Below are 25,768 nucleotides of genomic sequence, written 5' to 3' on the forward strand. Positions count from 1 at the left end.
CAAATAGGTCAACTCCAAAGAAGGAGTTGACCTATTTTTTCGCCTGTTTCATTCTCTTTTGCCCTTCTCTACATAAATCAAGCAGTGGACATTCGGGGCAATTCGGGTTTCTTGCTTTGCAATGGTATCTGCCAAAAAAAATCATTCGATGATGCGTAACACTCCACTCCTCACGAGGCACCTTTCGCATTAACGTTTCTTCTACTTCTAATACGGAATCCTTCCACCTGCAAATACCTAGCCGTTTTGAGACCCTCTCTACATGTGTATCCACTGCAATAGCAGGCTCGTCAAAGGCAATGGATGCCACTACATTGGCTGTTTTTCTCCCTACCCCTGCTAAACTCATTAATTCTTTTTTTGAACGTGGAACCTCTCCATTATATTCATCAATTAAAACCTGACATAGTTTCCGAATGTTTTTCGCTTTATTTCTATATAGTCCTATTGATTTAATATCATGTTGAAGCTCTTCTAAAGAAACGGCCAAATAATCTTCCGGACTTTTATATTTCTGAAATAAATCTGCAGTTACTTTATTTACTAATTTGTCTGTACATTGAGCTGATAGCAGAACTGCAATTACTAATTCAAATGGATTAGAATGATTCAGTTCTCCCTTTGCATCTGGAAACATCTTCGCCATTTCATCCAAACAATATCTAACTTGTTTTTTATTTAGCATGTGGTTAATCTTCCCCTTCTAACCAGTTATAATAAATAGAGGTATCTCTTTTTTTAGTAGTTGATTGTTGTTTTGAAGATTGTCTATGATGAAAGTTTTTGCTAGCATTTCTCGCTTGTTCTACCGTATGAATTCCTTTTTTCTTCCATTCCCTAAGAATACGGTCAATATACTTAAAATTCAATTTCCCCATTAGTACCGATTCGCGCAGTCCAGCCTTTATTAAGGAGGCTTCTATTTGGTCTTCATCAAGCCATCCATTAATCATTTCAATCTCAAACGGTGATAAAGGTCTCCCGAATTCTTGTTCAAACAAAATAAAAATGCTGCCATCCGTTGATTCTTGGCTATCATTATTATTCGGTTGATACAATTTTTCAAATAGTGGAGATAGAGAATAGGTTTCACTCAATATATGTTGTTCATTCTCTTGCTGTTCAATTGCCAGTATATTTTTTTGTATTAATTTACGTAGAATTTGAGCAGCCTCTTTCTCCTCGATCGTCATCTGATTTGCAATTTCGTTTGGAGTTGGAAAGTCGTTGTTAAGTTGTGAAAAATGCAGTAACTGAATAATAACCATTACTTCTTGTTCGTTCAATCCAAGTGTATGGTATTCTGACAAAAGCTTCGCTGGAATCGGGACTTGATTTAGAAATATGTGTTGAATTGGTATAGATTTCGCCATAATGAAGCACCTCGTTTTAAATATATCATGATTTATTAATACGGATGGAATATAAAATCCCTTGCAATTTAGCAAGGGATTTTATATTTATTTGCAAAATAGAGAGAATCATTCATTACCCCACATAAGTAAGTGCGAGATTTACTTATGGATACAAACGATTTAATAATCTTGGGAATGGAATGGTTTCTCTTACGTGATCTACTCCAGAAATCCAAGCTACAGTTCTTTCTAGTCCCAATCCAAATCCAGAGTGTGGAATACTACCATATTGACGAAGTTGTAAATACCATTCATAAGCTTCCCCAGTTAATCCGTGTTGCTCATAACGTTCTTTCATTAGATCTAAATCATCGATACGTTGTGATCCTCCTATTATTTCACCATAACCCTCAGGAGCAATTAAATCTGCACACAGTACTACTTCTGAACGTCCAGGAGCTGGTTGCATATAAAATGCTTTAATTTCAGCAGGGTAATTGGTAATAAAAACAGGTTTCTCATAGCTTTCTGCAATTGCCGTTTCATGGGGCGCACCAAAATCTTCTCCCCATTCAATATCTGTGAATCCTTTCTCTTTTAACATAGTGATAGCGTCGTCGTAAGAAATTCTAGGAAATGGTGCTTGTACTTTTTCAAGCTTAGAAGTATCGCGCTCCAATACATTTAATTCAAGTTTACAGTTATTCAAAACTGATTGAACAATAAAACTCACATATTCTTCTTGAACTTTTAAACTTTCTTCATGATCTACAAATGCCATTTCCGGTTCAATCATCCAAAATTCGATTAAATGTCTTCGGGTTTTTGATTTTTCTGCACGGAATGTCGGACCGAATGAAAAAACTTTTCCTAACGCCATTGCTGCAGCTTCCATGTACAACTGACCGCTTTGGGATAAATAAGCTTCCTCATCAAAATATTTAGTATGGAATAATTCGGTTGTTCCTTCAGCAGAAGAGCCAGTTAAGATTGGTGGATCGACTTTAACGAAATCATTATCATTGAAGAACTGATATGTAGCGCGAATGATTTCATTACGAACTTTCATAATTGCATGCTGTTTCTTAGAACGCAACCATAAATGTCGATGATCCATTAAGAATTCAGTTCCATGTTCTTTTGGTGTTATTGGATAATCAGTTGCTTCATGTATTACTTCTATATCCGTGACCTGCATTTCGTATCCAAAAGGAGACCGCTTGTCCTCCACGATTCTTCCAGTTATATACATGGAAGTTTCTTGTGTCATGTTTTTGGCTGTTTGGAATGTTTCTTCTGACACATCACTTTTTGCTACGACACCTTGCATGAAACCTGTACCATCACGCAATTGTAAAAAGGCTATTTTTCCACTGGATCTCTTATTAGTAAGCCATGCACCTATAGTTACTGTTTCTTCTAGATGTTTTGATACTTGTTGTATAGTTGTTTTCATTTTTAAGATTTACCTCCGTAATACTAATTCTTAAGATTGATGATTTTCTACGAATCGTTTTATTCTTTTAGCTGCTTCTACTAAGTCATCCAATCCTAGCGCGTATGAAAGACGAACATTTTCTGGTGAACCAAAACCAGATCCTGGAACAAGTGCAACTTTTTCTTCTTCAAGAATTGCTTTTACCCAATCATCTGCACTAGAGAACCCATTCATTGCTACAGCTTCACTAACATTTGGAAAGATGTAAAAAGCCCCTTTTGGTTTCTTGCAAGTAATTCCAGGTATATCTGTGATTAAATCATAAAAAGCATTTAGCCTTTCCGAGAAAGCTTCTTTCATTTTGCTTAATGAAGCATCATTTGATTCATAAGCAGCTAACGCAGCATATTGAGCAATCGACGTTGGGTTAGATGTTGAATGCGAAGCTAGATTTGTCATTGCTTTGATGATGGTTTGTGGGCCTGCAGCATAGCCGATCCTCCACCCTGTCATGGAATGAGATTTAGAAACACCATTTATGACGACTGTTTGCTCTTTTAGTTCAGGTGATAGAGCTGCTATAGAAACGTGCTGATCAGCAGTATAAATTAATTTCTCATAAATTTCATCTGAAACAATCAGTATATTATGCTCTAAGCAAACCTTGCCAAGTTCTTCCAGTTCACCCTTACTGTACATCATCCCAGTCGGATTACTAGGTGAGTTAAGAACAATCGCTTTTGTTTTTGGTGTAATTGCCTTTTTCAGGTCTTCTGGTGTAATCTTAAATTCATTTTCCTCGGATGACTGTAAAAATATTGGATTACCACCAGCAAGTTTAATTTGCTCAGGGTAACTGACCCAATATGGAGTAGGTACAATTACTTCATCCCCATCATTTAAAAGTACTTGGAATAAAGTGTATAATGCATGTTTTGCACCAGTAGTGATGATAACTTCATCTGTTGAGTATCTTAATTGATTATCGTCTTGAAATTTGTTTATAATCGCTTCTTTTAGTTCTATAATACCACCTGATGGCGTATATTTTGTCATTCCGCTTTTCATCGCTTCAGCAGCTGCTTCAAGTATATAATTTGGTGTGTTAAAGTCAGGCTCCCCAGCACCAAGACCAATCACATCGTGACCTTCTTTTTTTAATTCCTTTGCTTTAGCTGTAATGGCTAATGTTGATGATGGTGTTAATGTTTCTACTCTTTTGGATAATTGCATTATTTCATTTCTCCTCTCTAGTTAAACATTCTCTTAAATCGATATCGTTCAAAAGACGTACCGTCGTATATCGAAAAATAGTCTAATACATATCGATCATTCTCATCATAATATGTAAGTTCCCACAAAACATCATCCTCAATTAAAGCAGGAGTAATATCGATTAAATTACACGTATTACATTTTTTACTCCAATTACTTAGAATCTGTTCTTTTTTAATAATATCAGAAGTATTCACCGTTGTAATATTTTTTTCTGTACCTTCCAATGGATAAAAGATAATTTTCTTTTCTTTTTTATCATTTTCTCCATAGACTATATGGTATGCTTTATCTCCATGGAACCGGTCAATTTGTTCTACCTTAGTTATAGAAGTTTGACTCATAATGATTTCCTTTGTGTCGTCAAAACCAGCTCTTTTCTCTTCCATTATATCCTGATACAAATATATTCCCAAGGCTAAACCAATAATAGCTGCAATAGAAAGGATGATTAAAATGGTTCGCAGCCATTTACGTCCTGTAGATTGTGAAAATTGCCTGTTCTTCATTCTCATCATCCAATGCTAACCCAAACATTAAATCATCATCCTTTAACGTACGATTTAACGCATCAACAATTTTGTATAATTCTGAGGAATGTTGAAGTTTAACCGTCGATAACGTTTCAATTTTATTACTATCCATCTTTTCCCCTCCATTATAAATACTGTTTGTTTTATCAAATTTTGCTAGTTATACTAACACTTGATATGCAAACAATAAAATTACGTTGATATTATCAAGATGAAGCACAAGTAAAGTATATCAATTTTCTTCGGTACTTGCTTTGTTCTTATAAAATTCAACAAAATAACGCCCACACCATTATCTATTATCCAATACTGATGCAACTATCGCATCAGTATTTTTTTACTTTGGCTCTTTTCGTATACTTTGTTGATTCTTAAATATCATAGTGGATAGAAACTCCTGATTTATTTAATTTTAGAATAGTTAGCTTTCGCTTACATATATTGCAAAATAAAGATACTCTGAAAATAGCCTTTCCATTAAAACCATTCTTTTGCTTTTTCCATTAGTTTTTTGGTTGTATCGAAGGTAGTTGGGACTTCTGGAATAGAATTTAAAAAATATTTTCCATATCTCGATTTCATAATCCTCGCATCACAAACAAACACGATTCCTCTATCACTTGACGACCGAATTAAACGACCAAATCCCTGTTTAAATCGTATAACTGCATTAGGAAGCGAGTATTCCATAAATGCATTTTGTCCCTGTTCTTTCATATAATTGGATTTCGCTTCATAAACTGGATGGTCAGGTGGTTGAAAAGGAAGTCTGACAATCATTAAACATGATAAGTCTTCTCCAGGTATATCCACACCTTCCCAGAAAGAGCTGGTTCCTAGCAGAATAGCTTGGTCAAACGTTTGAAAATTCTTTTTTAACCTTGTTCTGCTACCACTCGTAATTCCTTGTCCAATCAACATGTATTTATCTACATCCATTGTTTCTTTTAATAATTTATAGGATCTCTTCAACATGTCGTAGGATGTAAATAAAATAAGCATTCTTCCATCGGTAATTTCCGCTAATGATAATATGGATTCACAAGTAGCATAAATATAATTGTCCATGTTCCCATATTTAATATCAGGAAAATCGTTTGGAACCATTAATTGCACCTGCTGCTGATAGGAAAAAGGTGAATTTATCTTCTGCGTAGTTAAACGATTAACCGGTATTCCTAATCTTTTCTTAATAAATGAAAAGGAGTTACTCATTGTTAAGGTTGCGCTGGTTAGGACAGCACTTTCTTTTTTGTCAAAGAACTCCTCTTTAAGTAAAGTAGAAATATCAGTTGGCTCAGAATATAAATAAACAGCATTGTTAGTTCCCTTCGTATCCACTTCTATCCACCTGACTTGTGGAACGCGATCATCCGTTAAAAATAATTTTTCAAAACTATCGATAAACTGCTGAAGATGTTCAGAAATTCCATTCAAATCATCCTTATCGTATTTATCAAGAAGCTCTTTATGAGATAAATATTGCTCCATAAGTGCAAGAACATGAATTAAATCCCTAAAGTAAAAAGTGAGCCTTGTAACCATTTCCTTAATTATATCCCATTTTTCGGGATCTTCTTTTGTTTCATCAAAACGATACTGTATCCGTCCGATATCACTAACAGCTTTAGAATTCTTTCTTTGCTGAATTACATATTGAAATAATAAACGAAACAAATCTTCTATTTCATATTTAACTGAATCAAATACACTGTTCCATTCCTTTAAAGGAAGTTCTTCTGATACTAGAGAATAATTGGATAAAATCTTCCCTAATGATTTCATTTCTTCGGTATGACCAATTTGATTTAGTACATATTGTATATTCGTATAATCAATCTTTAGCCCGTAATGATGGGATGCGGTGTCTTCGAAGTGATGGGCCTCATCAATGATTACTTTCTTATATGATGGCAAAAATTGGTAATCATTAAATATGTCCGTACATAACAAGGCATGATTAGTGATGATTACATTTGCTTGCTGTGCTCGTTTTTTTGCTTTCTGATAGTAGGATTTTGAAAACCATGGAGAATATGGATCTATGATTCCCTCTGCATCAGTTGAAACTTTCTTATAAAAAAGATAACCACTTTTCGGAAGGTTTATCTCATCAATATCTCCCGTTTCTGTCTCTGTAAGCCAAACAAGAATCATCGCTTTACAAAGCACAATATCGTAATTATCATTATGCCCCGTATTTAACTCGTGGACGAATTTTTCCAGGCTAATATAATGATTCCTTCCCTTTAATATAGCTGCTTTAAAAGGAAACTTAACCAGCAACTTTATTAAGGGTATCTCTTCTTCCATTAATTGCGACTGCAATTGGGTTGTGTATGTGCTGATAATGATTCTTTGGTTGGATTTAATTGCTTCATAGATAGCTGGTAATAAATATGCTAAAGATTTACCAGTCCCTGTTTCTGCTTCAATTAGTGCATGTTCTTTGGAGTGGAAGGCATCATATATCGCCTCAGACATTTCTCTCTGGCCACTTCTTTTTTCATAGTTTACCTTATATTCGTGCAACGTTCCATTTTCTTCATAAATACCATCTAAATAATCGCCAAATGATTGCTCCATAGTCACGGTTTGTCCATTTGATAACTCCGTCTTTCTGAAAGCCAAACCTTGAAAGGATTCAATTAATTCATTTTCATTCGTAGAAAATGCCAAATCTTCTTGCCTTCGCAATAATAATGCATACAAATCCGATTTAAATTTTTCTTCCAAATTTAATAAAGCCTGAATGGTTTCGTATGGCAATGATTCCAATTTTTCTTTTAATCTTAAAAATAGTTTTGCTGTAACAATTGCATCTGATAAAGCACGGTGCGGTTCATCATGATTGATATGCAAGTATTCAGCTAACTGAGACAGCTTATAGCTTGGTGCTTTCGGAAATAATATCCGTGCAAGTTCAACTGTATCAATAATTGGGTTATTTAATGGTTGCCTACCATTCTTTTCTAATTCTGCATTTAAGAATCCTAAATCAAAGGGTACATTATGAGCAATTAAATAACTGTTTTCAAAAACCTCAATGATATCATCGGCTTTTTCATAAAAAAATGGAGCATATTTGACATCTTTATCATAAATACCGGTTAAGTTTGATATAAAAGGTGGAATGGACTTATTAGGATTAAAAAAAGTAGATTTGGTCTCTACAATTTGATTATTTTCAATAACTACAAGACCCGCTTCTATAATTTTGTCATCATTTATTGGTGAATGACCTGTCGTTTCTAAATCAATGACAACATATCTATTTTCCATTTTATCCACCTAGCTTTCTAAAGCCTAAACATTATATATGTGAATTCTAATCATTTCTATGAAGAATAATCACTTCGTCTCGTACCTCTAACCTTATGAGGCTTTTATTTTATAAGTTGCTTAAACAAGTTACTTTTATACATTCGAATAATGATTCCAATTACTTGAAGAAAAGTATTTTTATTCTACTACTTTTCTATGATAACAATAATCAATCAGTCGTCAACTTTTATCTGTTTGATGGAACCAATCTATTTCTGCTGAATACAACTCAATTGTTTCACCGCTACTTGATTTAGTTAATAGTGCTCCGTCGTCGGTGATACCTAAAAAAGGAGCTTTCCATTCCTCTTTCAATGTTTTTATGGCAATTTCTTGACCTATTTTAAACCCATAGCCTTCCCATTTCTGTTTTATTTCTGAAAATCCATTTTCCAAATAATCTTCATACGTTCTTTCAAACGTAACTAAAATCTCTTGAATTAAATCTTTCAAGAGCCATTCCTTACTTGTCTCCATTTTAATAGATGTTGCTATATTTCTTAGTCCCTCTGGCAAATCATCTATCGAATGATTAACATTTAATCCGATTCCAATGATGACATACCATATTTGATCTTGTTCGGCTTGCATCTCGGTAAGAATGCCAGCCATCTTTTTATTGTTCATTAGAATGTCATTAGGCCATTTGATTTTCGGGTTAATATCAACATAATTACTAAGAACATCCGCTAATACTGTAGCCGTTAATAACGTTAATTGTGGTGCATGATGTGGCTGAATCTCCGGTCTAAGAATCATACTCAACCAAATTCCTTTTCCTTTTGAAGAATCCCAATTACGAGCAATTCTTCCTCTTCCTTTTGTCTGCTCATCGGCAATAATAATCGTACCACCTGGAGCATTGTTACGAGCTTCGTCATGAGCAATTGTCTGTGTTGATGCAATAGATTCATGGTGAATTATTCGTTTACCTAGCCACTTCGTACGCAGTCCCCATTTTACAGTATTTTCACTTAACTTATTTGGGAAATCAATGATTCGATACCCTTTATTAGATTTTGCTTCTATTATATAGCCATCCTTCTTTAATTCATTCATATGCTTCCATATGGCACTTCTTGATATTCCTAATACTTCTGACAAAGACTGACCAGAGATGTATTGTTCCTTATTCTTTTCTAGAAGGTCGATTAATTTGCTTCGGGTGGATTGCATTTTATCCACTCCTTTATATCAGATTTACTATTAGCCAATTCTCTAAAAACCACTGCTTTTTCTATATCTGTTAACATCTTCTGTAACCAAGGGCCTTTTTGCAGTAAAGGAAATATATTTGCTATATCTGATCCATTAACAGCCAATTCTTTTCTGGAATGAATAGGTAATTGTTTATTCATATGATGAAGGTCTTTATGGTTCGTGTTTTCTTGATGTATACTGTTAACAATTCGCGAAAAGCCCTCATAATATCGATTATCCAATGTATATACCAACCATTCATCTATACCATTGGTCTCGTAATAGTTATATGATTCGACTAATACCTTCGCATCCTTTTTGACTTGATTGGAACATTTCCAGGATTTTACCCATTCAGAAATACTAATATTGTTTTCTAAAAGATGAAGTAGTGCGATGACCTCTCCGAAAGACGCTAATGGTTGGATTGTTTTTGGAATTTTACTAAATAATGATGGATTATCTTTAAAGATCGGTAAAAATTGATACGTCCCTATAATATTTATGTATTCCAAACCATTTTTTACATATTTACCAGCAAAAAGTTTCTCAAATTCGTTTGTTATTCGTTCAACTGCTAGTGATTCTATTTCACTTTGTACAGCCTTCATTTGTTGTATTGTTTCTGAATAAATCTCAAACCCCAATTGACTGGAGAATCTAAGTGCTCGAATAATTCTTAATGGATCCTCTTTAAACCGTTCATTACCGTCTCCAACCGTTCGAATGATTCCTTTTTTTAAGTCTTCTTTCCCATCAAATAGATCAATAATGTTTCCAGCTAAATCCATTGCTAGTGCATTAATTGTAAAATCACGGCGCTCTAGATCTTTATCAATATCATCGATAAATGTAACCGTATCTGGATGGCGACTATCTGAGTATACCCCTTCCGTTCGAAACGTCGTGACCTCATAAGGGATATCTTCATGTACGACAACAACGGTTCCATGTTTAATCCCAACTGGAATCACTTTTTCAAATATAGTTTGAATCACTTCAGGAGGTGCAGACGTAGTAATATCTACATCCCCAATAGACCGATTCAGCAATAAATCACGCACACAGCCACCAACAAAATATGCTTTATGGTTATGGCTCTCTATTTTTTGTATAATTGGCACTGCTTTATTAAAGGGTCCTCGTAACATGTATTTCACCATTTTCTTTATTGTTTACTTATAAGAATATGTTTATATAGATTCATATACTGTTTAACAATTTCACTTGATTTGAAATATCTTTGTGTGTGATTGAAAGCATTTCTTGAAAATTCTTCTAATTTCTCCGTGTCTTCTAATAGCTGTATGGCATATTTAGCTGCCAATTCTGTATTTCCTAACTCCACTGTATACCCTGTTTCCTCATGCTTAATAACTTCAGGAATTCCTCCTACATCTGTGCCAATACAAGGCACCATACAAGCCATTGCTTCTAATAATACTAATCCAAAGCTTTCCTTCTCAGATAATAGCAACATTAAATCAGAAATAGATAATAAGTCACTAATATTATTCTGTTTCCCTAAAAATAAAACGTCATTATCGAGTCCTAGATTTTTAACAAGCTGTACAGTAGAAGAGTATTCTGGCCCGTCTCCAACTAATAACAATTTACTGTTTACTTGTTCCTTTACTTTTCGAAAAGTATGCACAATTTCATCTACTCGCTTTACTCTACGAAAGTTCGAAATATGAATCATAACCTTCTCTTCAGCTGCTATTCCATACTTTTGTTTCAGTGTAGGGTTTTGTTTCGGCATATATTCTTCTTCATTAACAAAATTATATATAATAGAGATATCTTTATTGGTATCAATCATCTCTTTAGTTTGATTGACTAGGCTTTTTGAAACAGCAGTGACAGCATCTGATTTTTCTATACCGTACTTTATCATTTTTTTAAATGTATTATCTACTCCTAAAACAGTAATATCCGTACCGTGAAGAGTAGTAACAATTTTAACATCCCGTTCAGCAATATCTTTGGCTAAAATGGCACAGATGGCATGAGGTACTGCATAATGAACATGTAATACATCTAATTCTTTCTCATCAATTACATCGGCCATTTTAGTAGCTAGTGCTAGGTCATATGGTGGATACTGAAATACTGGATAGTGGCCAACATCTACTTCGTGATAAAAAATATTAGGATAAAATTTATCTAAGCGAAAAGGAAGACTAGAGGAAATAAAGTGAATTTCATTGCCATCCTCTGCTAGCATTTTTCCGAGCTCAGTAGCTATAACACCTGATCCGCCCACTGTTGGATAACATGTAATCCCTATTTTCATGTGTTCACTCTTTTCCTATAGAAATTATAATAGTTGTTCAAGTCCATAAACTAAGCCATCAATTTCAAAGACTCTTTCGATGGAAAATCGAACACCATCCATGAAGGAGGCGCGATTTAGAGAGTCATGTTTAATTGATAACGTTTGACCAGGTCCTCCGAATATAACTTCCTGATGTGCTACAAGACCCGGAAGACGTAAACTATGTATTCTCATACCATCCAATTCAGCTCCTCTTGCTCCTGTAATTGTTTCTGTTTCATTTGGATGTCCTTGAGATTTAGGTTCTCTTGTTTCACGTATCATCTCAGCCGTTTTTACAGCTGTTCCGGAAGGCGCATCTAACTTATTGTCATGGTGTTTTTCAATTATCTCAACGTCTGGTAAATATTTTGCTGCCATTTGTGAAAACTTCATCATTAATACCGCCCCAATAGCAAAGTTAGGAGCAATAATTCCACCAATATTTTTACTTGTCAATAATTCATCTAATTCTTCTAATTGTTCACTGTTAAAACCAGTTGTTCCCACTACTGGTCGTATATTATGTTGGATGGCCGTTTTAGTATGTAAATAACCTACTTCAGGTATGGTCAGTTCCACTAATACATCAGCAGAATCTACTGCTTGAAAACATTCTTCCGCATTTTCATAGATTGGTACGTCTAAATCAGGTAAACCATCCACTTCTTTAAGTGTCTTTCCATTATTTTTTCTATCCAGGCAAGCTACAAGTCGAAAATTCTCTTCCTTATTTATCATTTTAATAGCTTCGTATCCCATTTTCCCACGCGGTCCTGCAACAATTATATTAATCATGATTGGATGTCCTCCTAATTAAGATGATAGATCTTTACGTGTCCAACGATTTTTGTCACGTGTTTCAATTTTAGTCATTGCCATATCAAAGGCTTCGGATAAGTCGATATCAAGTGAATTAGCAAAACAAGTTAATACAAATATAATATCCCCTAACTCCTCTTCTACCGTTTTTTCTTGCTCGGTAGGTTTTTTAGGTTTCTCACCATAATAATGATTTACTTCTCTTGCTAACTCACCTGTCTCTTCGGATAATCTTGCCATTAAACTTAATGGCGAGAAATACCCTTCTTTAAACTGCGAAATATAGTCATCTACTCTTTTTTGAATTTCGTTTGTATGATAAATTTGTTTACTAATTTTTATTACCCCTTTATTTATAGTACATCTCTTTCATGTTAGCGAACTAAGTTGAATTTGACAAATTATATACTCTAGAGTGGCAGCACAAATTCTTAGATTAATCTTCCGTTCTTAATTAGCTATAATTTAGAAATTGTTCTTTAGACTGTAATTGACTATAATAAAATAGTATTTGTAAGGAAATGGTAATCGTAAGGAGGACTGTTAAATGATTTTCGGGTTAAAGATTAAAAATATGTTATTTATTATATTGGGCTCTGCAATATTTTCATTTGGTATCGTTCACTTTAATATGCAACATAATCTTGGAGAAGGTGGATTTACTGGAATTACTTTGTTACTTTACTTTTTATGGGGGATAGATCCAGCTTTATCGAATATTGTGTTAAACATACCTGTGTTCTTTATTGGTTGGAAGTTTCTTGGAAGAAATACATTTTTCTATACAATTATAGGGACGTTAACCGTGTCTGTTTTCTTAAGAATCTTTCAAATTTATCAATTTCAAATTAACTTACAGGATGACATGCTATTAGTAGCTCTTTTCGCTGGTGTTTTTATCGGCGTAGGGCTGGGAATTATTTTTAGATATGGTGGGACAACTGGAGGAGTGGATATTATTGCCCGCCTAGTTAATAAATATGCTGGATGGAGTATGGGGCGAACGATGTTTCTCTTTGATTTAGTCGTTATTACCACTTCCATCTTTGTTATCCTCGAATTGGACGAAGGAATGTACACTTTAGTTGCAGTGTATGTAGGAGCGAGAGTCATTGATTTTCTACAAGAAGGAGCATACTCTGCCAAGGGTACAACGATAATCTCCAGTCATAGCGATGAAATAGCAGCATTAATAATGAAAAAAATGGATCGTGGTGTAACCGTTTTGCATGGTCGTGGTAGCTACTCTGGTGAAAAGCGAGATGTTTTATACTGTATTGTTGGTAGAAATGAAATTGTCCGGTTAAAGAACATCATTCACTCTATCGATCCTCATGCATTTGTCGCAGTAACAACAGTTCATGATGTACTTGGGGAAGGATTTACACTTGACGAAAATAAAAATCCTATTAATGATTAAAAATCATTTGTTTAACAAATCAGGGATATGTATCATCTGTGACTTTAATATCAAAAAAAGGATGGCATTAGCCATCCTTTTATATATTAATCATCATTCATGGATAGGAAAATCAATAGAAATCTGCTTAATTCCAACAGTGCTACTAGAGCTGCTGCTACATAAGTCATGGCAGCTGCGTTCAATACTTTCTTTGTATCTCTCTCTTCATTGTTCCGAATAACACCTGTGGATACGAGCTCGCCCATCGCTCGATTTGATGCATCAAATTCAACTGGCAGTGTTACTAATTGGAATAAGACTGCTGCCGCCATGAAAATAATCCCTAATAGTATCCAACTTTGTGAATAAAAAATGATACCCGCAATGATTAAAATCATGGATAAATTTGAACCTAGATTCGCTACTGGTACTAATGCACTGCGAAAACGTAAAAAGGCGTAATCTTGCTGATCTTGGATAGCATGACCAACTTCATGTGCTGCAACAGCAGAAGCAGCCATAGAACGACCATGGTAATTGTCCGAAGATAAACGGACCACTTTTTTCCTTGGATCGTAGTGATCTGATAGCATTCCACGAGTTTCCTCAATTGTTACATCATATAAACCATTATCATCCAAAATCTTGCGTGCCACTTCTGCACCGGTCATATAAGAAGAAGTTGGTTGTTTGGAATATTTCTTGTAAGTGCTTTTTACCTTCCCCTGGGCCCATAACGGGATAAGGATTATTAGTGCAAAATAGACTAAATATCCTACCATCTGCATACCTCCATCGTCATATCTTAGTCCTGATTTTATTTCTTAAAATAATGAAATTTTGAGTTTATACTTTTTATAGTGTGTAAAAGTATATCTAAGGTCAATTTTAGTCAAAAACTAAATTTTAGTCAATCATTTTGTCCTTTTTTTTCTTGAGTTTTCGCTGTTCTCCTTTATATTTTCTCCAACTTACATAAGATAATGTAACACCTATACTTCCACCAATAATAACAACTGCCCAAATAAATGGAACCCAGTCTAAATTATTTTTTGAAACGTCAGATTCTTGTACAGGGTTTGCGTCTACTGTATGAACTCCTAGATGTAAAAATACAAGTATCCCTACGACGATGGTGAATATCTTAAGTATTTGATACAAATGGACTTTAAGCATAGAGATCACCTCACATACGTCTTATTCATTAATGTATGATTTGGTTTTCTCACTTATAACCAACCTATTTTCATCAAAGATTTTCTTTGTTCTTCCTAATGGTTAACATATAAGTAATAATAATGGTTAGAATACTTAACCAAAAAGTAAAATATCCAATTTCATTCATATAATCGGTTAAGGAAGAATATATCGGCATCATTTCAAAAACATAGTCAATAATATCGTTATGTAGTAATACAATACCAGCAACTGTAAGATGTTTCAGTTTAATTTTGTAAAACGGAACATATAACAACCCCTGAACTGCCATGCCTAAATGGGAGGCCATAAGCATATATCCAGTTGGATCTAAGTTTCCTTCTACAACAAGAGTTAAGATGTTCATAATCACAGCCCATATACCATATTTAAACAAAGAAGTAATAGCCAAAGCTTCTATATATGGAACATTTTTATTAAAAATAAAAAACAGCAGAAATATGGTAAAAAACAAGCTTGCAGTAGGACTATCTGGCACAAAAATGAGGAAAATATCTGGTGTAATAGATAATTGGCTTTTATACCATATGTATCCATATATTGTACCAAAGAAATTAATTAAGAATAGTGCCAGTAAGAAGCGTTTATCTAATAATATGTATTTTAACATTGTAATCATTCCCTCAATAGTTATAGTAAAAAGCACCTTCACCAAGTTCGTGAAGGTGCTTTTCTATAACATTATTCAGCGTTTGCTTCATTTACTGATGTAATAAAATCAGCTAGTTGTTCTAACTCTTCATCGGATCCCTGGAATATATCTGCTGGCATGCCACCAATACCGTTTACGGCGATGTCAGCAATTTCTTCTGCAGAATACTCCAAACCAAGAAGAGTTGGTGCAGCTGGGCCACCTTCTAATTCTCCACCATGACAGGAAGCGCAACTGTTCTCATATACTGCATATCCTTCATGCTCTGTATCTACCTCAACCGCAGATTCAGGAACAGGTTTATTCGCTTCAGCACGTGCTTCCCAATCAACATGAGCAGCAGACTCATACGTTAACCAAATGACAGATGCTAGTCCAAGAAGCATCATCCCGATAGCAATTGGCCGCTGTTTGGGTCTGCGTCCAGGACCGTTATCAAGAAATGGCGCAAGTAACAGTGCACCGAAAGCTAGTCCAGGCATAACAAGAATACCTATTAACACAAAATCTCCACTTGCAAATTCATATTTTAATAACTCATATAAAAATAAGAAATACCAGTCTGGTAGTGGAATGTAGGCAGCATCAGTTGGATCAGCCATTCCTTCTAACGGAGATGGGTGTGCTAATGTTAAACTTAAAAATCCAACTAAAAATACTGAGCCTGCTAACCATTCTTTTAATAAAAAGTTGGGCCAAAAAGCTTCCGTTCTACCAGGATATTCAGAATAATCTTTCGGTATTTGTGATGTTTTTTCTGCAGAGATACGAGAATCTCCAACAAATTTCATACCTTTACCCTTATGCATGCTTTCCCCTCCTTTTTATAGTGGTCCAGAAATACCCTGTCTACGTATTAGAATAAAGTGAATTGCTAGAAGTGCAAATAGTGCACCCGGCAAGAAGAAGACATGGATTGCAAAGAACCTTGTTAATGTCTGTGCACCTACAATACTTGCATCACCAGCTAACAGAATTTTTAACTGTTCACCTACAAAAGGTACCTGTTCAGCAATTTCCAGTCCTACTTGTGTAGCAAAGTATGCTTTGTTATCCCATGGCAGCAAATATCCTGTGAAACCTAATCCAAGCATAACGAAGAAAATCAAAACACCAACAATCCAGTTAAGCTCACGCGGTTTTTTGTATGCGCCTTGGAAAAATACACGTAACGTATGTAATAACAGCATAACAATAACTACACTTGCACCCCAATGGTGCATGCCTCGTACAATTTGTCCATGTGCCACTTCAGTTTGCAAGTAATAAACAGATTTCCAGGCATTTTCAATATCTGGAACATAATACATAGTTAAAAACATTCCAGAAAGTATTTGAATTACCACAACAAAAAAGGTTAAGCCACCAAAGCAATATACAAATGCTGAAAAATGGTGTGCTGGGTTGACGTGTTCCGGTACTTCATGATCTGCAATATCGCGCCAAATAGGCGTAATATCTACACGATCATCTATCCAATCATATAATTTCTGCAGCATAAATAATTACGCCCCCTCTCTCGATATTGGATTTCCTAAGAATAAAATTCCATCGCGAACTTCATGTTCATAGTATGGCAATGGAGCTAATGGTGGAGTCCCAGGTACGTTGGTTCCATCTTTTTCATAGCGTCCATCATGACATGGGCAGAAAAACTGATTAGGATAATCTTCGCTTCCTTCCCATGAAACGACACAGCCTAGGTGCGTACAAATTGGGGACAAAGCCACAATATCACCATTATCGTTCTTAAAAACCCATGCTGAACGGCTTGGTTCAGACTCATACCATCCATCTACTTGTTCAACTGTCCAATCCACACGTTGTGGTTCACTTGTAATATCATCGACTGATAAGCCGACATTTACTAAATCACCTGAAGAAGATTCTTTCAAAACAGGATCAATCGCCATTCGTAATGGAGATACTAGCAGACCTGCCGCCATAAAGCCCCCTACACCTGTAAGCGTATAATTTAGAAACTGTCTCCGGGATACTTGTTGCTTTTTGTCACTCATGAATTTTCCCCCCTCTTTCTCATTATCACAGACATATACTTAATAAACAGATTACTAGGACAATACCAATGATAGCGCAATCTATTTATTCGGTCAATAAATAACCTTAGTTAAATACTACAATTATGTTAAAAATTGGTTATTAAAAAAAATGGTAAAGAAAACTTGGCTATCATCCTTACCAATATGATCGAATAAATTCTGTTATTTCTTTCACTTGCTCACGAATCATACTTTGCAATTCCTTCGATAGGATATCTCCGGTTTGAACGGTTGGCAACCAAATCAATGTGCCGTCTAATTCTTGTTCCAACTTTCTCCATTTAGAATCAAAAGTAATAAAAAAGATATGCTTAAATGGCTGAACCTTTATATCTTCAACCCAATCGTTTAGACGGTCCTTTTCCACGTTCATATCCGTAGATTTTATGTAATTGTAAACCGGCATTAGCATCATTCTTCCGGATAATTCCTTTTCCATTTCATTAGAAAAAACAGTTAAGACCTCATTCCGAAATGAGTCCTTCTCCATATCTTGCTCATTTGATAAATGAAACGGTACTAACGGTACCATAATAGTATCTATATATTCCTTGGCTTGTAAATATTGCTTTAAGTCTTTGCTTCTCCATTTCATATCCCCACCCCTTTCTTTCTTGATTATTATTAAATCTTATCTATACAAACAAAAAAAATCAACCTTATTGCTTTTGCAATTTAGGTTGATTCCTATACGCATATTCTAATTGATTCAATTCTTTGGATAACTTTAAAAATTTATCTTGATCTAATTCATCTAGCGCACGGTCAATTTCTATTTGAAGAGTTTTCTTTTTATACTCAAAGACCGTTTTTTCTAATAATTTTTTAGCAAGTACTTTATCTTTCTTTGTCACAAAATAATCTTCTGGAACAAAAGGATTCTCTTCCAAAACTGAAACATAATTAGAATTTTGATGGGATTTACTGAAATTAAGTTGTATATACAAATCCTCATCTTGATTTAAACGTATATCGTGAAAGGACTTTTCAGCATCGGTAGTAACTAGGTGATTTTTATAAAAGCGAAAAGGTACTTCGGAAGAACATTGTGATGTAATTACAATTCCTCTTGGACAGAACTTAACGTCTCTAACAAAATGAACTTTTCTTAACAACTGATTATGATTAAGAATATAATTAAGTATCCAAACACTTTCTCTTTTCTTTAATTGATAATTTTTTAAAAACCATTGAATAAAGCTCTTTTTGTCTTGTGCAGAGACAGGAGTATCCATTTCGTTTCCTCCTTATAATAACCCCTTAACAGGTTTTATTAATCTAATAATCCTCAATAGACAGTTTTAAGCGATTGACAAATTCCTCCATATCTACATCTAATGGTTCTAATGATAAATATAGCTCAAATACTGGAATTGCTTCTTTCATCCTCCCTTCTTCTGTTAGAAAATATCCAAATTCTTTCACGAAGTCGCTATCTTGATTTAAACTATTATATGCTTCATGATAGTGCTTTAATGCATGATCATATAATTCAATTTCATTGTAAGCTCGTGCTAATTCCCATTCATAAAGGGAGTCATCTGCTCCAATATTTTTAATTTCGGTTAAAAGGTCGATTATTTTTTCGTGTTCTTCAGCTTCTTTATAATACTCCACTAAAAATAATACAGCTTCTTTGTAATCGGGATCTAGGGCAACAGCTTCCTTAATTAATTCTTCTCCTTCTGCATTTTTGTCTAATTTATGTGCCAGGGAGCCAGAAAGAAAATACAATTCTTTATTAAACTCATCCAATTGGATTCCATCTTTAGTTGTATGAAAGGCTTCTTCAATACGTCCATCATTTTCATACGCCTGTGCTAATTGATAGTAAACTGTATGATAATACGGGTCAAGTTCAATTACCTTCTCCCAAGCTTTAATTGCAATATCATTTCGATCTGCCTGGAACGCTGTAATTCCATAGCGAAACAAACTCTCAGGATCCGTGCTATCCGCATCTTTATAATGAGACAATGCTTTTTCATATTCACCTGATGCAGCGTAGGCTTCACCAAGGCGTTCATGTATAGAGATATTAGCAACTTGATCTTTTTCAGAAATTACTTTTTCATAATATAAAATAGCTTTTTGATATTCTCCTATTGAGAAATACAATTCTCCTAATGCAAAATCAATAATTTCTTCATTCGGTTCCAGTTTCTTCGCCTTCAGAAGTTTCTGTTCCGCAACCTCAAATAATCCTTGTGCTTGATATAAATCTGCCAGTTGAATTAATGCCTGAAGATAGGATGGATCTCCTTCTTCTATTTGAAGAAGTAATTCAATTGCTTGTTCATCTTGTTCCAGTTCAATATATATATCAGCCAATGTTATATTAAGTTCACTTTCATCGGGATATTTCATCAATAAATCACTTAAGATGACGTTTGCCTCCTGTAAAAAGCCTAACTGCATGTACATTTGGGCAATCGTAAACTTTTCGTCATCTGTGGCTGATTTTTCATATTGCTTTAATAATTCTAATGCTTTTTCTGATTGATTATTCTCAATCAGTTGGTATGCTTCCATAATGGTGTTCAATCGCGAACATCCTTTCTAACATAATATATTATACGCTAAGTAAGAGGTAATGTCTTTTGGTAAACTAGCATCATCATATAATAAAATCAGCACATGACCCAAAAAAATTGCTCATTTCCCTTTTGTTGTTTGGTAATCGACTATTTTTGAAGATATACGCTTTTTAACATTTATTACTTTAACATAGACTGTTGATATCTGTAATTTAGAATAGTGTAGCTCTCGCTTACATTTATGTTTGTTTTGTGCAATCATTCGCTCCGGCAGAATACTTGCGGTTCGCGGGCACGGCCTCAGCCTCCCCGCGGAAAGCGGAGTGTATTTCCGTAGCGGTGTTAACGAATCGCTTCATTAGTTATTTATTCTTAATTAAATAGATCATAAGTTTCTATCAACTTTGAATAAGACCATCTCTGCGCTTGCTAGATAGAAAGAGTAAAATACACACACTTTTTTACAATTGAAAAAGTGTGTGTATTTTTATTCAAAGTTATTATTTAGTAATAGATTGTAAATGGTCAAAGAATGATGGGTATGATATGGAGATAGAAGTTGCGTCGTCAATAATGACTTCTTCTTTCGCAATCAATGAAGCTATAGCTCCCATCATAGCAATACGGTGGTCATTGTAAGAGGATATTTTTCCTCCTGTTAATGAAGTTTTCCCGTAAATTATCAAACCATCATCTGTGCCTTCAATGTTCGCCCCTAATTTGGTTAAGACATCTACCACTGCTGCAATTCGATCAGTTTCCTTTACTCGAAGCTCTTCCGCATCTTTTATTATTGTTTTTCCTTCTGCCTGCGTTGCTAACAAAGCTATTATTGGTATTTCATCAATCAGTCGCGGTATTATCTCTCCTTCAATAGTGGTTGATTGAAGATTGGAGAATTGTATATTGATATCACCTATCAGTTCTCCACTAACTGATTGCTGATTTTCTACTTTTATATTTGCCCCCATATCAATTAGAACATCAATTATGCCAGTCCTGGTTTTATTAAGCCCCACTTTAGTTAACCTAATATTACTTCCAGGTACAATTGCACCTGCAGCAAGAAAGAATGCAGCAGAGGAAATATCTCCAGGAACATTTACATCTGATGCTTGTAGTGGCTTACTACTTGTTACAGTTGTGGTTAGTCCATCTCTTCGAATATCGGCACCGAACGCTTCTAACATATTCTCTGTATGGTCTCTTGTCTGAGCTTTTTCAGTAACTGTCGTTTTACCTTCAGCTAGGATACCAGCTAAAAGGATAGCAGACTTAACTTGAGCACTTTTGACAGGTAGAGTATAGTTAATCCCTTGTAACTTTTCTCCTCTAATCGCTAATGGCAATAAACTTCCGCCATTTCTTCCATCAATAGCTGCTTTCATTAATCTTAATGGATTAACCACTCGATCCATTGGTCTATTAGATAGTGAATTATCTCCATACACAGTTGTGAAAAACTCCAAACCAGCCAATATACCTAACATTAATCTTGTTGTGGTTCCCGAATTCCCAAAGTAAAGAGGTTCAGTAGGTTCTTTTAAGGCGGATATACCTTTCCCTTCTATTGTTAAAGAAGATCCTTCTTTTTTAATGGAAACTCCCATTGAACGAAAAGCATTTATGGTTCGCAAACAGTCTTCTCCATCTAAAAAGTTTGTCACTTTAGTTGTCCCATTGGCCAATGATCCTAAAATAACAGAACGATGAGAAACGGATTTGTCCCCAGGTACTGCTAGTTCTCCTGATAATGCACCATTATAGGGTGATAATGTAACTTTTCCCATCCTTTTCACTTCCTTATATTAATCTTGAATTGTAGCTTCATATCCATGATTGTGCAATACTTCTAAACTCGCCTCTTGAATTTCTTTAGTGGAGAAACTTAGACGTAACGCACCCGTTAGTCCCTCTCTAATTTCAAGGATCTGAATATTGTTTATACTAATTTTCTTATTAGCTAATAGTAATACAACAGAGGCAAGTGCACCTGGCTGATCCCTGATATCTACGTAAATATCAAAAAATGAAGGGATAGCTCCTTTTTCTTTTTCAGGTAATCCATCTCGATAATTCTTTGCATTCTCAAGATATGTAATCATCTTCGTCTTTTCATTTTTATCGATTAAAGACTTTAAATCTTTCATTTCGTTTATCCATTCCCCAAGTAAGTACGATAGTTTATCACGATTATGATAAAAGATATCTTGCCACATTTTAGGATTACTGGAAGCTATTCTAGTAATATCACGAAAACCGCCTGCTGCAAGATTCGGCAAAAAAGAATGGGTATTTTGCCACTTCTTTGCTTGATGTACAAGAGAAGAAGCTATCAAATGTGGAAAATGAGAAACAACCCCAGTCATCTCATCATGTTCATCAGGTCTTAATACAACAAATTTACTTCCTGTGTGTTGTAATACTTCCTTTAATAGATTTACTTTTCCTTCATCATTCTGTAAAGGTGGTATTAGTACGTAGATAGCATTTTCAAATAAATGGGACTTCGCCGCTTCAATACCACGTTTATGAGAACCCGCCATTGGATGACCACCAATAAAAGTTATTGATTTATTCGTTAATCTTTTGGCAGCATTAATGATTGGGCTTTTCACCGAGGCAACATCCGTAACGATTACGTCTTTAGTAAAAGTTATCGTATCTAACGATTCCATTAAACGAATGGTTTCTGAAATAGGTGCAGCTAAGAGAATGATATCCGCTTTCTGAACAGCTTCCTTAAAATCAGTACTTGTCTCGTTAACTATCCCGTTACTGGAGGCGAACTCTAACGTTTTCTTTTTTACATCATATCCTATTGTGTAATTTTGGCCGGACTCTGTGAGATTTTTCGCTATTGATCCACCAATAAGTCCCAGCCCCGCAATTAAAATATTTTGACTCAAAACTATTCACCCTTAATTAAATCTGGTCTTAATTTGACTGCTTCATTTTGGAAGACATGAATAATTTCTTCCTGGGACAGGCCTGTATTTGTCACCATCATAATTCGAATACATTTAGGCAAGCTATTAGGAACATCTATCTCAGCCATGCACATGACTGGTACATACTTCCATCCTTCAATTTCTCTAAGAACCTTTGCAGGGAAAGTAGCATTTAAATCCCTCGTTACTGAAATAAACACATGGGACACGTCGGAAGCAGAAATATCATTTTTTTCAATCATTTCCTCTACTAATACTTTGGTATTCTTTAGAATTTCTTTCTCCTCATTTAGAGAAACGGTTGTTGCTCCTCGAACCCCTCTTGTCATTTAGACACCAGCTTTCCTTTAAAAGATTGTAAATAGGTTTTTAACGCATCATCATTAATTTTTTCAACAGTTGGCTTTCCTATTTCTTTAAGTAATACCATTTGAATTTGCTTATTTGTCGTCTTTTTGTCTGATTTCATTCGGTTAATAACAGCATCATAATCCCAATTAGTAATATCAATAGGATAATCGTTCTCTTTTAACCATGTAAATAACGATTGAAATGGTAGATTTGCACCATAAATTTCATTACTAACATGCAGAGAGAATAGCAAGCCGATAGCTACTGCTTCTCCGTGAGTCAACTTGCCATAACCCATTTCTGCTTCCAATGCATGTCCCAGTGTATGCCCTAGATTTAAGTATTTTCGCACTCCTGATTCTTTTTCATCCTCTTGGACAATTGCAGCTTTTACTTCTATCCCATATGATAGATGTTTTTGAAGTTGATGGTTTGTAATTCTATCTAGTCTAGTATCACGTATTTCGTTAAACATTCGATCGTCAGAAATCATAGATTCTTTCATTATTTCTGCATAACCGGAACGAACTTCTTTTTTGCTAAGTGACGAAAGTGTTTCAACATCATAAATCACCGAAACTGGCGCAAAAAAGTTTCCAATCATGTTTTTACCTAACTCATGATTAATAGCAACTTTCCCACCAACACTGCTATCGTGTGCTAAAATAGTAGTAGGAACTTGAACAAAATCAATTCCGCGCATAAAAGTAGAGGCAACAAATCCCGCTAAATCACCTACTACACCCCCACCTAAAGCTATGATTAATGAATGACGATCTAACCCAAATTTAATAGCATCTGTATGTAAACGATAGAAGATATCGATGCTTTTAGATTGTTCTCCAGCTGGAACGATAGCCTCAAACACTCTATCCTTAGGTAAGCCTAGTTTTATCTTTTGTAAATACAGATCTGCCACTTTATCATCGGTAATGATTAAGATGGATGAATACTCCTTAGTCAGATAGTGTGATATATCCTTCATTAGCCCATTTCCAATAATGATCTGATAATTATTTGTGCTAGATTGAACTTGAACCTTTTCCACTAAAAACACCTTATTTCATCACGGTAATCATCAATGGCCTTTTTGAGTTTCGTAAATTGATCATTAGGAAATTGTTCTGTGATGGCTTTTGCTAATTCAAATGCCACAACATGTTCCATAACAACAGATGCAGCAGGTACAGCACAGGCGTCAGACCTTTCTACTGTCGCTTTAAAGGGTTCTTTCGTCTCAATATCAACACTTTCAAGTGGTTTTCGCATTAGGGTGGGAATTGGCTTCATAACACCTCGAACGACAATTGGCATTCCAGTAGTCATTCCCCCTTCAAAGCCTCCTAAACGATTCGAAGTTCGGTAATAACCTTGTTCTTCATTCCAGGAAATTTCGTCATGCACTTCACTTCCATACTTTTTAGCTGCTTCAAATCCAATACCAAACTCAACACCTTTAAAGGCATTGATGCTAACGACGGAACCCGCAATCCTAGAGTCCAATTTACGGTCATAATGAACATACGATCCAACTCCGGCTGGCATGCCTTCTACATACACTTCACAAACCCCGCCAATAGAATCCCCTTCTTTTTTCGTTTGATCGATTTTATCCATCATTTCTTGTTCCACGTCTTTATCTAATACCATTACAGGTGATTCTGTTATACGATTTTGTCGTTCTTCCATAGATAGTGAACCTATCTCTTTTGCACGAATTCCTGCTATTTCTTTTACATATCCACAAACTTCAATTCCTAATTGTTTTAAAAGTGTCTTTGCAACAGCACCCGCTGCAACTCTAGCTGCTGTCTCACGGGCGGATGACCGCTCTAAAACGTTCCTCATATCTCGATGTCCATATTTTAATGCACCGTTTAAGTCGGCATGTCCAGGTCTTGGTTTAGATACAACTCTACGTATTGCAACATCTTCACTAAGAGGGTCTTCTCCCATAATGTCTGTCCAATGTTTAAAATCATCATTCGTAATAACGAGAGAGATTGGTGAACCTAATGTATATCCATGACGGATACCACTCGTGATATTTACCAGATCCTTTTCAATTTGCTGTCTTTTTCCTCTTCCGTGTCCACCTTGCCTGCGTAATAGCGATTCATTTATATTGTCTTTCGTTATCGGCATTTTTGATGGAATTCCTTCAATTATTGTTGTTAATTGTTTTCCATGAGATTCTCCTGCTGTTAAATAGCGCAAATTACATTCTCCTTTACTCAATATTTTAGAATGCTAAATATTTTCTAATTACTATAGCATATCTTTGCTAATTTGTGACAAAAATAGTTTAAATTTAAATATTTTGACTACTACAC

The 25,768-nt window shown here is 35.1% G+C and carries 27 protein-coding genes; 1 reads left to right on the forward strand and 26 read right to left on the reverse strand.

Annotated features, from left to right (window positions below; translation table 11 throughout):
* Nucleotides 1-31: 31 nt before the first annotated feature.
* The 12 genes from nth to D8M06_RS02245 all read right to left on the reverse strand — a co-directional run bounded on the left by nth (nt 32) and on the right by D8M06_RS02245 (nt 12,600).
* Nucleotides 32-685 (reverse strand): endonuclease III, encoded by a 654-nt coding sequence (gene nth / locus D8M06_RS02190; RefSeq protein WP_121202713.1) that lies wholly within the window; start codon nt 683-685, stop codon nt 32-34.
* Nucleotides 686-689: 4 nt separating this feature from the next.
* The gene (locus D8M06_RS02195; RefSeq protein ID WP_194074605.1) at nt 690-1,373 is read right to left on the reverse strand and encodes a DnaD domain-containing protein; all 684 of its coding nucleotides are present in this window, start codon (nt 1,371-1,373) and stop codon (nt 690-692) included.
* Between the two features lie 145 nt (nt 1,374-1,518).
* On the reverse strand, nt 1,519-2,811 hold the full coding sequence (gene asnS / locus D8M06_RS02200; RefSeq protein WP_121202714.1) for an asparagine--tRNA ligase: 1,293 nt from the start codon (nt 2,809-2,811) through the stop codon (nt 1,519-1,521).
* A gap of 30 nt (nt 2,812-2,841) precedes the next feature.
* Nucleotides 2,842-4,026 carry a pyridoxal phosphate-dependent aminotransferase gene (locus D8M06_RS02205; RefSeq protein ID WP_121202715.1) on the reverse strand — a complete coding sequence of 395 codons (1,185 nt, stop codon included), beginning with the start codon at nt 4,024-4,026 and terminating at the stop codon, nt 2,842-2,844.
* A 17-nt stretch (nt 4,027-4,043) separates the two neighbouring features.
* Entirely contained in the window at nt 4,044-4,577 is a 534-nt protein-coding gene (locus tag D8M06_RS02210; RefSeq protein ID WP_121202716.1) for a cell wall elongation regulator TseB-like domain-containing protein, read from the reverse strand.
* Entirely contained in the window at nt 4,540-4,713 is a 174-nt protein-coding gene (locus tag D8M06_RS02215; protein WP_121202717.1) for a YpmA family protein, read from the reverse strand. Before D8M06_RS02215 ends, D8M06_RS02210 begins: the two co-directional genes overlap by 38 nt.
* Nucleotides 4,714-5,078: 365 nt before the next feature.
* Complete coding sequence (gene dinG / locus D8M06_RS02220; RefSeq protein ID WP_121202718.1) at nt 5,079-7,883, reverse strand: ATP-dependent DNA helicase DinG; 2,805 nt, start codon at nt 7,881-7,883, stop codon at nt 5,079-5,081.
* A 222-nt stretch (nt 7,884-8,105) separates the two neighbouring features.
* The gene (locus D8M06_RS02225) at nt 8,106-9,101 is read right to left on the reverse strand and encodes a biotin--[acetyl-CoA-carboxylase] ligase (RefSeq protein ID WP_121202719.1); all 996 of its coding nucleotides are present in this window, start codon (nt 9,099-9,101) and stop codon (nt 8,106-8,108) included.
* Nucleotides 9,077-10,276 carry a CCA tRNA nucleotidyltransferase gene (locus tag D8M06_RS02230; RefSeq protein ID WP_121202720.1) on the reverse strand — a complete coding sequence of 400 codons (1,200 nt, stop codon included), beginning with the start codon at nt 10,274-10,276 and terminating at the stop codon, nt 9,077-9,079. The genes D8M06_RS02225 and D8M06_RS02230 overlap by 25 nt, the downstream gene beginning before the upstream one ends.
* A 17-nt stretch (nt 10,277-10,293) precedes the next feature.
* Nucleotides 10,294-11,421 carry an N-acetyl-alpha-D-glucosaminyl L-malate synthase BshA gene (bshA, locus tag D8M06_RS02235; protein ID WP_121202721.1) on the reverse strand — a complete coding sequence of 376 codons (1,128 nt, stop codon included), beginning with the start codon at nt 11,419-11,421 and terminating at the stop codon, nt 10,294-10,296.
* A 24-nt stretch (nt 11,422-11,445) separates the two neighbouring features.
* Nucleotides 11,446-12,243, reverse strand: a complete 798-nt coding sequence (dapB, locus tag D8M06_RS02240; protein ID WP_194074610.1) for a 4-hydroxy-tetrahydrodipicolinate reductase — start codon at nt 12,241-12,243, stop codon at nt 11,446-11,448.
* A gap of 15 nt (nt 12,244-12,258) precedes the next feature.
* On the reverse strand, nt 12,259-12,600 hold the full coding sequence (locus D8M06_RS02245) for a nucleotide pyrophosphohydrolase (protein ID WP_121202723.1): 342 nt from the start codon (nt 12,598-12,600) through the stop codon (nt 12,259-12,261).
* Nucleotides 12,601-12,811: 211 nt separating this feature from the next.
* Between D8M06_RS02245 and D8M06_RS02250 the strand changes: the two genes are divergently transcribed.
* A complete protein-coding gene (locus tag D8M06_RS02250) occupies nt 12,812-13,684 on the forward strand; it encodes a YitT family protein (protein WP_194074606.1) in 873 nt (290 codons plus the stop codon).
* 86 nt (nt 13,685-13,770) lie between these two features.
* Here D8M06_RS02250 and D8M06_RS02255 read toward each other — a convergent pair whose 3' ends face one another.
* The 14 genes from D8M06_RS02255 to aroC all read right to left on the reverse strand — a co-directional run bounded on the left by D8M06_RS02255 (nt 13,771) and on the right by aroC (nt 25,652).
* Complete coding sequence (locus D8M06_RS02255) at nt 13,771-14,454, reverse strand: zinc metallopeptidase (protein WP_121202724.1); 684 nt, start codon at nt 14,452-14,454, stop codon at nt 13,771-13,773.
* Nucleotides 14,455-14,572: 118 nt separating this feature from the next.
* Complete coding sequence (locus D8M06_RS02260; RefSeq protein WP_121202725.1) at nt 14,573-14,842, reverse strand: sporulation protein YpjB; 270 nt, start codon at nt 14,840-14,842, stop codon at nt 14,573-14,575.
* A gap of 73 nt (nt 14,843-14,915) precedes the next feature.
* Nucleotides 14,916-15,494 (reverse strand): lipoprotein heptaprenylglyceryl N-acetyltransferase LhaT, encoded by a 579-nt coding sequence (gene lhaT / locus D8M06_RS02265; protein WP_121202726.1) that lies wholly within the window; start codon nt 15,492-15,494, stop codon nt 14,916-14,918.
* 71 nt (nt 15,495-15,565) lie between these two features.
* Entirely contained in the window at nt 15,566-16,345 is a 780-nt protein-coding gene (locus tag D8M06_RS02270; RefSeq protein WP_121202727.1) for a menaquinol-cytochrome c reductase cytochrome b/c subunit, read from the reverse strand.
* Nucleotides 16,346-16,360: 15 nt separating this feature from the next.
* Entirely contained in the window at nt 16,361-17,035 is a 675-nt protein-coding gene (qcrB, locus tag D8M06_RS02275; RefSeq protein WP_121202728.1) for a menaquinol-cytochrome c reductase cytochrome b subunit, read from the reverse strand.
* A gap of 6 nt (nt 17,036-17,041) precedes the next feature.
* Nucleotides 17,042-17,554 (reverse strand): QcrA and Rieske domain-containing protein, encoded by a 513-nt coding sequence (locus tag D8M06_RS02280; protein ID WP_121202729.1) that lies wholly within the window; start codon nt 17,552-17,554, stop codon nt 17,042-17,044.
* A 178-nt stretch (nt 17,555-17,732) separates the two neighbouring features.
* Nucleotides 17,733-18,191 carry a YpiF family protein gene (locus D8M06_RS02285; RefSeq protein WP_121202730.1) on the reverse strand — a complete coding sequence of 153 codons (459 nt, stop codon included), beginning with the start codon at nt 18,189-18,191 and terminating at the stop codon, nt 17,733-17,735.
* 64 nt (nt 18,192-18,255) lie between these two features.
* Nucleotides 18,256-18,831, reverse strand: a complete 576-nt coding sequence (locus D8M06_RS02290) for a ReoY family proteolytic degradation factor (RefSeq protein ID WP_121202731.1) — start codon at nt 18,829-18,831, stop codon at nt 18,256-18,258.
* Between the two features lie 43 nt (nt 18,832-18,874).
* Nucleotides 18,875-20,140: a tetratricopeptide repeat protein gene (locus D8M06_RS02295; RefSeq protein WP_121202732.1), complete on the reverse strand. Its 1,266-nt coding sequence runs from the start codon at nt 20,138-20,140 to the stop codon at nt 18,875-18,877.
* 493 nt (nt 20,141-20,633) lie between these two features.
* Nucleotides 20,634-21,923: a 3-phosphoshikimate 1-carboxyvinyltransferase gene (gene aroA, locus D8M06_RS02300; protein ID WP_121202733.1), complete on the reverse strand. Its 1,290-nt coding sequence runs from the start codon at nt 21,921-21,923 to the stop codon at nt 20,634-20,636.
* An 18-nt stretch (nt 21,924-21,941) separates the two neighbouring features.
* Nucleotides 21,942-23,042 (reverse strand): prephenate dehydrogenase, encoded by a 1,101-nt coding sequence (locus tag D8M06_RS02305; protein ID WP_121202734.1) that lies wholly within the window; start codon nt 23,040-23,042, stop codon nt 21,942-21,944.
* Between the two features lie 2 nt (nt 23,043-23,044).
* Nucleotides 23,045-23,413: a chorismate mutase gene (aroH, locus tag D8M06_RS02310; protein WP_121202735.1), complete on the reverse strand. Its 369-nt coding sequence runs from the start codon at nt 23,411-23,413 to the stop codon at nt 23,045-23,047.
* Nucleotides 23,410-24,483: a 3-dehydroquinate synthase gene (aroB, locus tag D8M06_RS02315; protein ID WP_121202736.1), complete on the reverse strand. Its 1,074-nt coding sequence runs from the start codon at nt 24,481-24,483 to the stop codon at nt 23,410-23,412. Before aroB ends, aroH begins: the two co-directional genes overlap by 4 nt.
* Nucleotides 24,483-25,652: a chorismate synthase gene (gene aroC / locus D8M06_RS02320; RefSeq protein WP_121202737.1), complete on the reverse strand. Its 1,170-nt coding sequence runs from the start codon at nt 25,650-25,652 to the stop codon at nt 24,483-24,485. Before aroC ends, aroB begins: the two co-directional genes overlap by 1 nt.
* Nucleotides 25,653-25,768: the final 116 nt, after the last annotated feature.

The organism is Oceanobacillus halophilus (assembly GCF_003628505.1).
In the GTDB taxonomy this organism is placed as follows: Bacteria; Bacillota; Bacilli; order Bacillales; family Amphibacillaceae; genus Oceanobacillus; species Oceanobacillus halophilus.

Bases quoted from the DNA above. Each gene is read 5' to 3' on its own strand.
- lhaT (WP_121202726.1), bottom strand. From the start codon at position 15,494: ATGTTAAAATACATATTATTAGATAAACGCTTCTTACTGGCACTATTC.
- aroH (WP_121202735.1), bottom strand. From the start codon at position 23,413: ATGACAAGAGGGGTTCGAGGAGCAACAACCGTTTCTCTAAATGAGGAG.
- aroA (WP_121202733.1), bottom strand. From the start codon at position 21,923: ATGGGAAAAGTTACATTATCACCCTATAATGGTGCATTATCAGGAGAA.
- D8M06_RS02290 (WP_121202731.1), bottom strand. From the start codon at position 18,831: ATGGATACTCCTGTCTCTGCACAAGACAAAAAGAGCTTTATTCAATGG.
- asnS (WP_121202714.1), bottom strand. From the start codon at position 2,811: ATGAAAACAACTATACAACAAGTATCAAAACATCTAGAAGAAACAGTA.
- D8M06_RS02285 (WP_121202730.1), bottom strand. From the start codon at position 18,191: ATGAAATGGAGAAGCAAAGACTTAAAGCAATATTTACAAGCCAAGGAA.
- D8M06_RS02195 (WP_194074605.1), bottom strand. From the start codon at position 1,373: ATGGCGAAATCTATACCAATTCAACACATATTTCTAAATCAAGTCCCG.
- D8M06_RS02225 (WP_121202719.1), bottom strand. From the start codon at position 9,101: ATGCAATCCACCCGAAGCAAATTAATCGACCTTCTAGAAAAGAATAAG.
- dinG (WP_121202718.1), bottom strand. From the start codon at position 7,883: ATGGAAAATAGATATGTTGTCATTGATTTAGAAACGACAGGTCATTCA.
- bshA (WP_121202721.1), bottom strand. From the start codon at position 11,421: ATGAAAATAGGGATTACATGTTATCCAACAGTGGGCGGATCAGGTGTT.
- D8M06_RS02230 (WP_121202720.1), bottom strand. From the start codon at position 10,276: ATGTTACGAGGACCCTTTAATAAAGCAGTGCCAATTATACAAAAAATA.
- D8M06_RS02255 (WP_121202724.1), bottom strand. From the start codon at position 14,454: ATGCAGATGGTAGGATATTTAGTCTATTTTGCACTAATAATCCTTATC.
- D8M06_RS02280 (WP_121202729.1), bottom strand. From the start codon at position 17,554: ATGAGTGACAAAAAGCAACAAGTATCCCGGAGACAGTTTCTAAATTAT.
- D8M06_RS02250 (WP_194074606.1), top strand. From the start codon at position 12,812: ATGATTTTCGGGTTAAAGATTAAAAATATGTTATTTATTATATTGGGC.
- qcrB (WP_121202728.1), bottom strand. From the start codon at position 17,035: ATGCTGCAGAAATTATATGATTGGATAGATGATCGTGTAGATATTACG.
- D8M06_RS02205 (WP_121202715.1), bottom strand. From the start codon at position 4,026: ATGCAATTATCCAAAAGAGTAGAAACATTAACACCATCATCAACATTA.
- D8M06_RS02210 (WP_121202716.1), bottom strand. From the start codon at position 4,577: ATGAAGAACAGGCAATTTTCACAATCTACAGGACGTAAATGGCTGCGA.
- D8M06_RS02260 (WP_121202725.1), bottom strand. From the start codon at position 14,842: ATGCTTAAAGTCCATTTGTATCAAATACTTAAGATATTCACCATCGTC.
- D8M06_RS02215 (WP_121202717.1), bottom strand. From the start codon at position 4,713: ATGGATAGTAATAAAATTGAAACGTTATCGACGGTTAAACTTCAACAT.
- D8M06_RS02270 (WP_121202727.1), bottom strand. From the start codon at position 16,345: ATGCATAAGGGTAAAGGTATGAAATTTGTTGGAGATTCTCGTATCTCT.
- nth (WP_121202713.1), bottom strand. From the start codon at position 685: ATGCTAAATAAAAAACAAGTTAGATATTGTTTGGATGAAATGGCGAAG.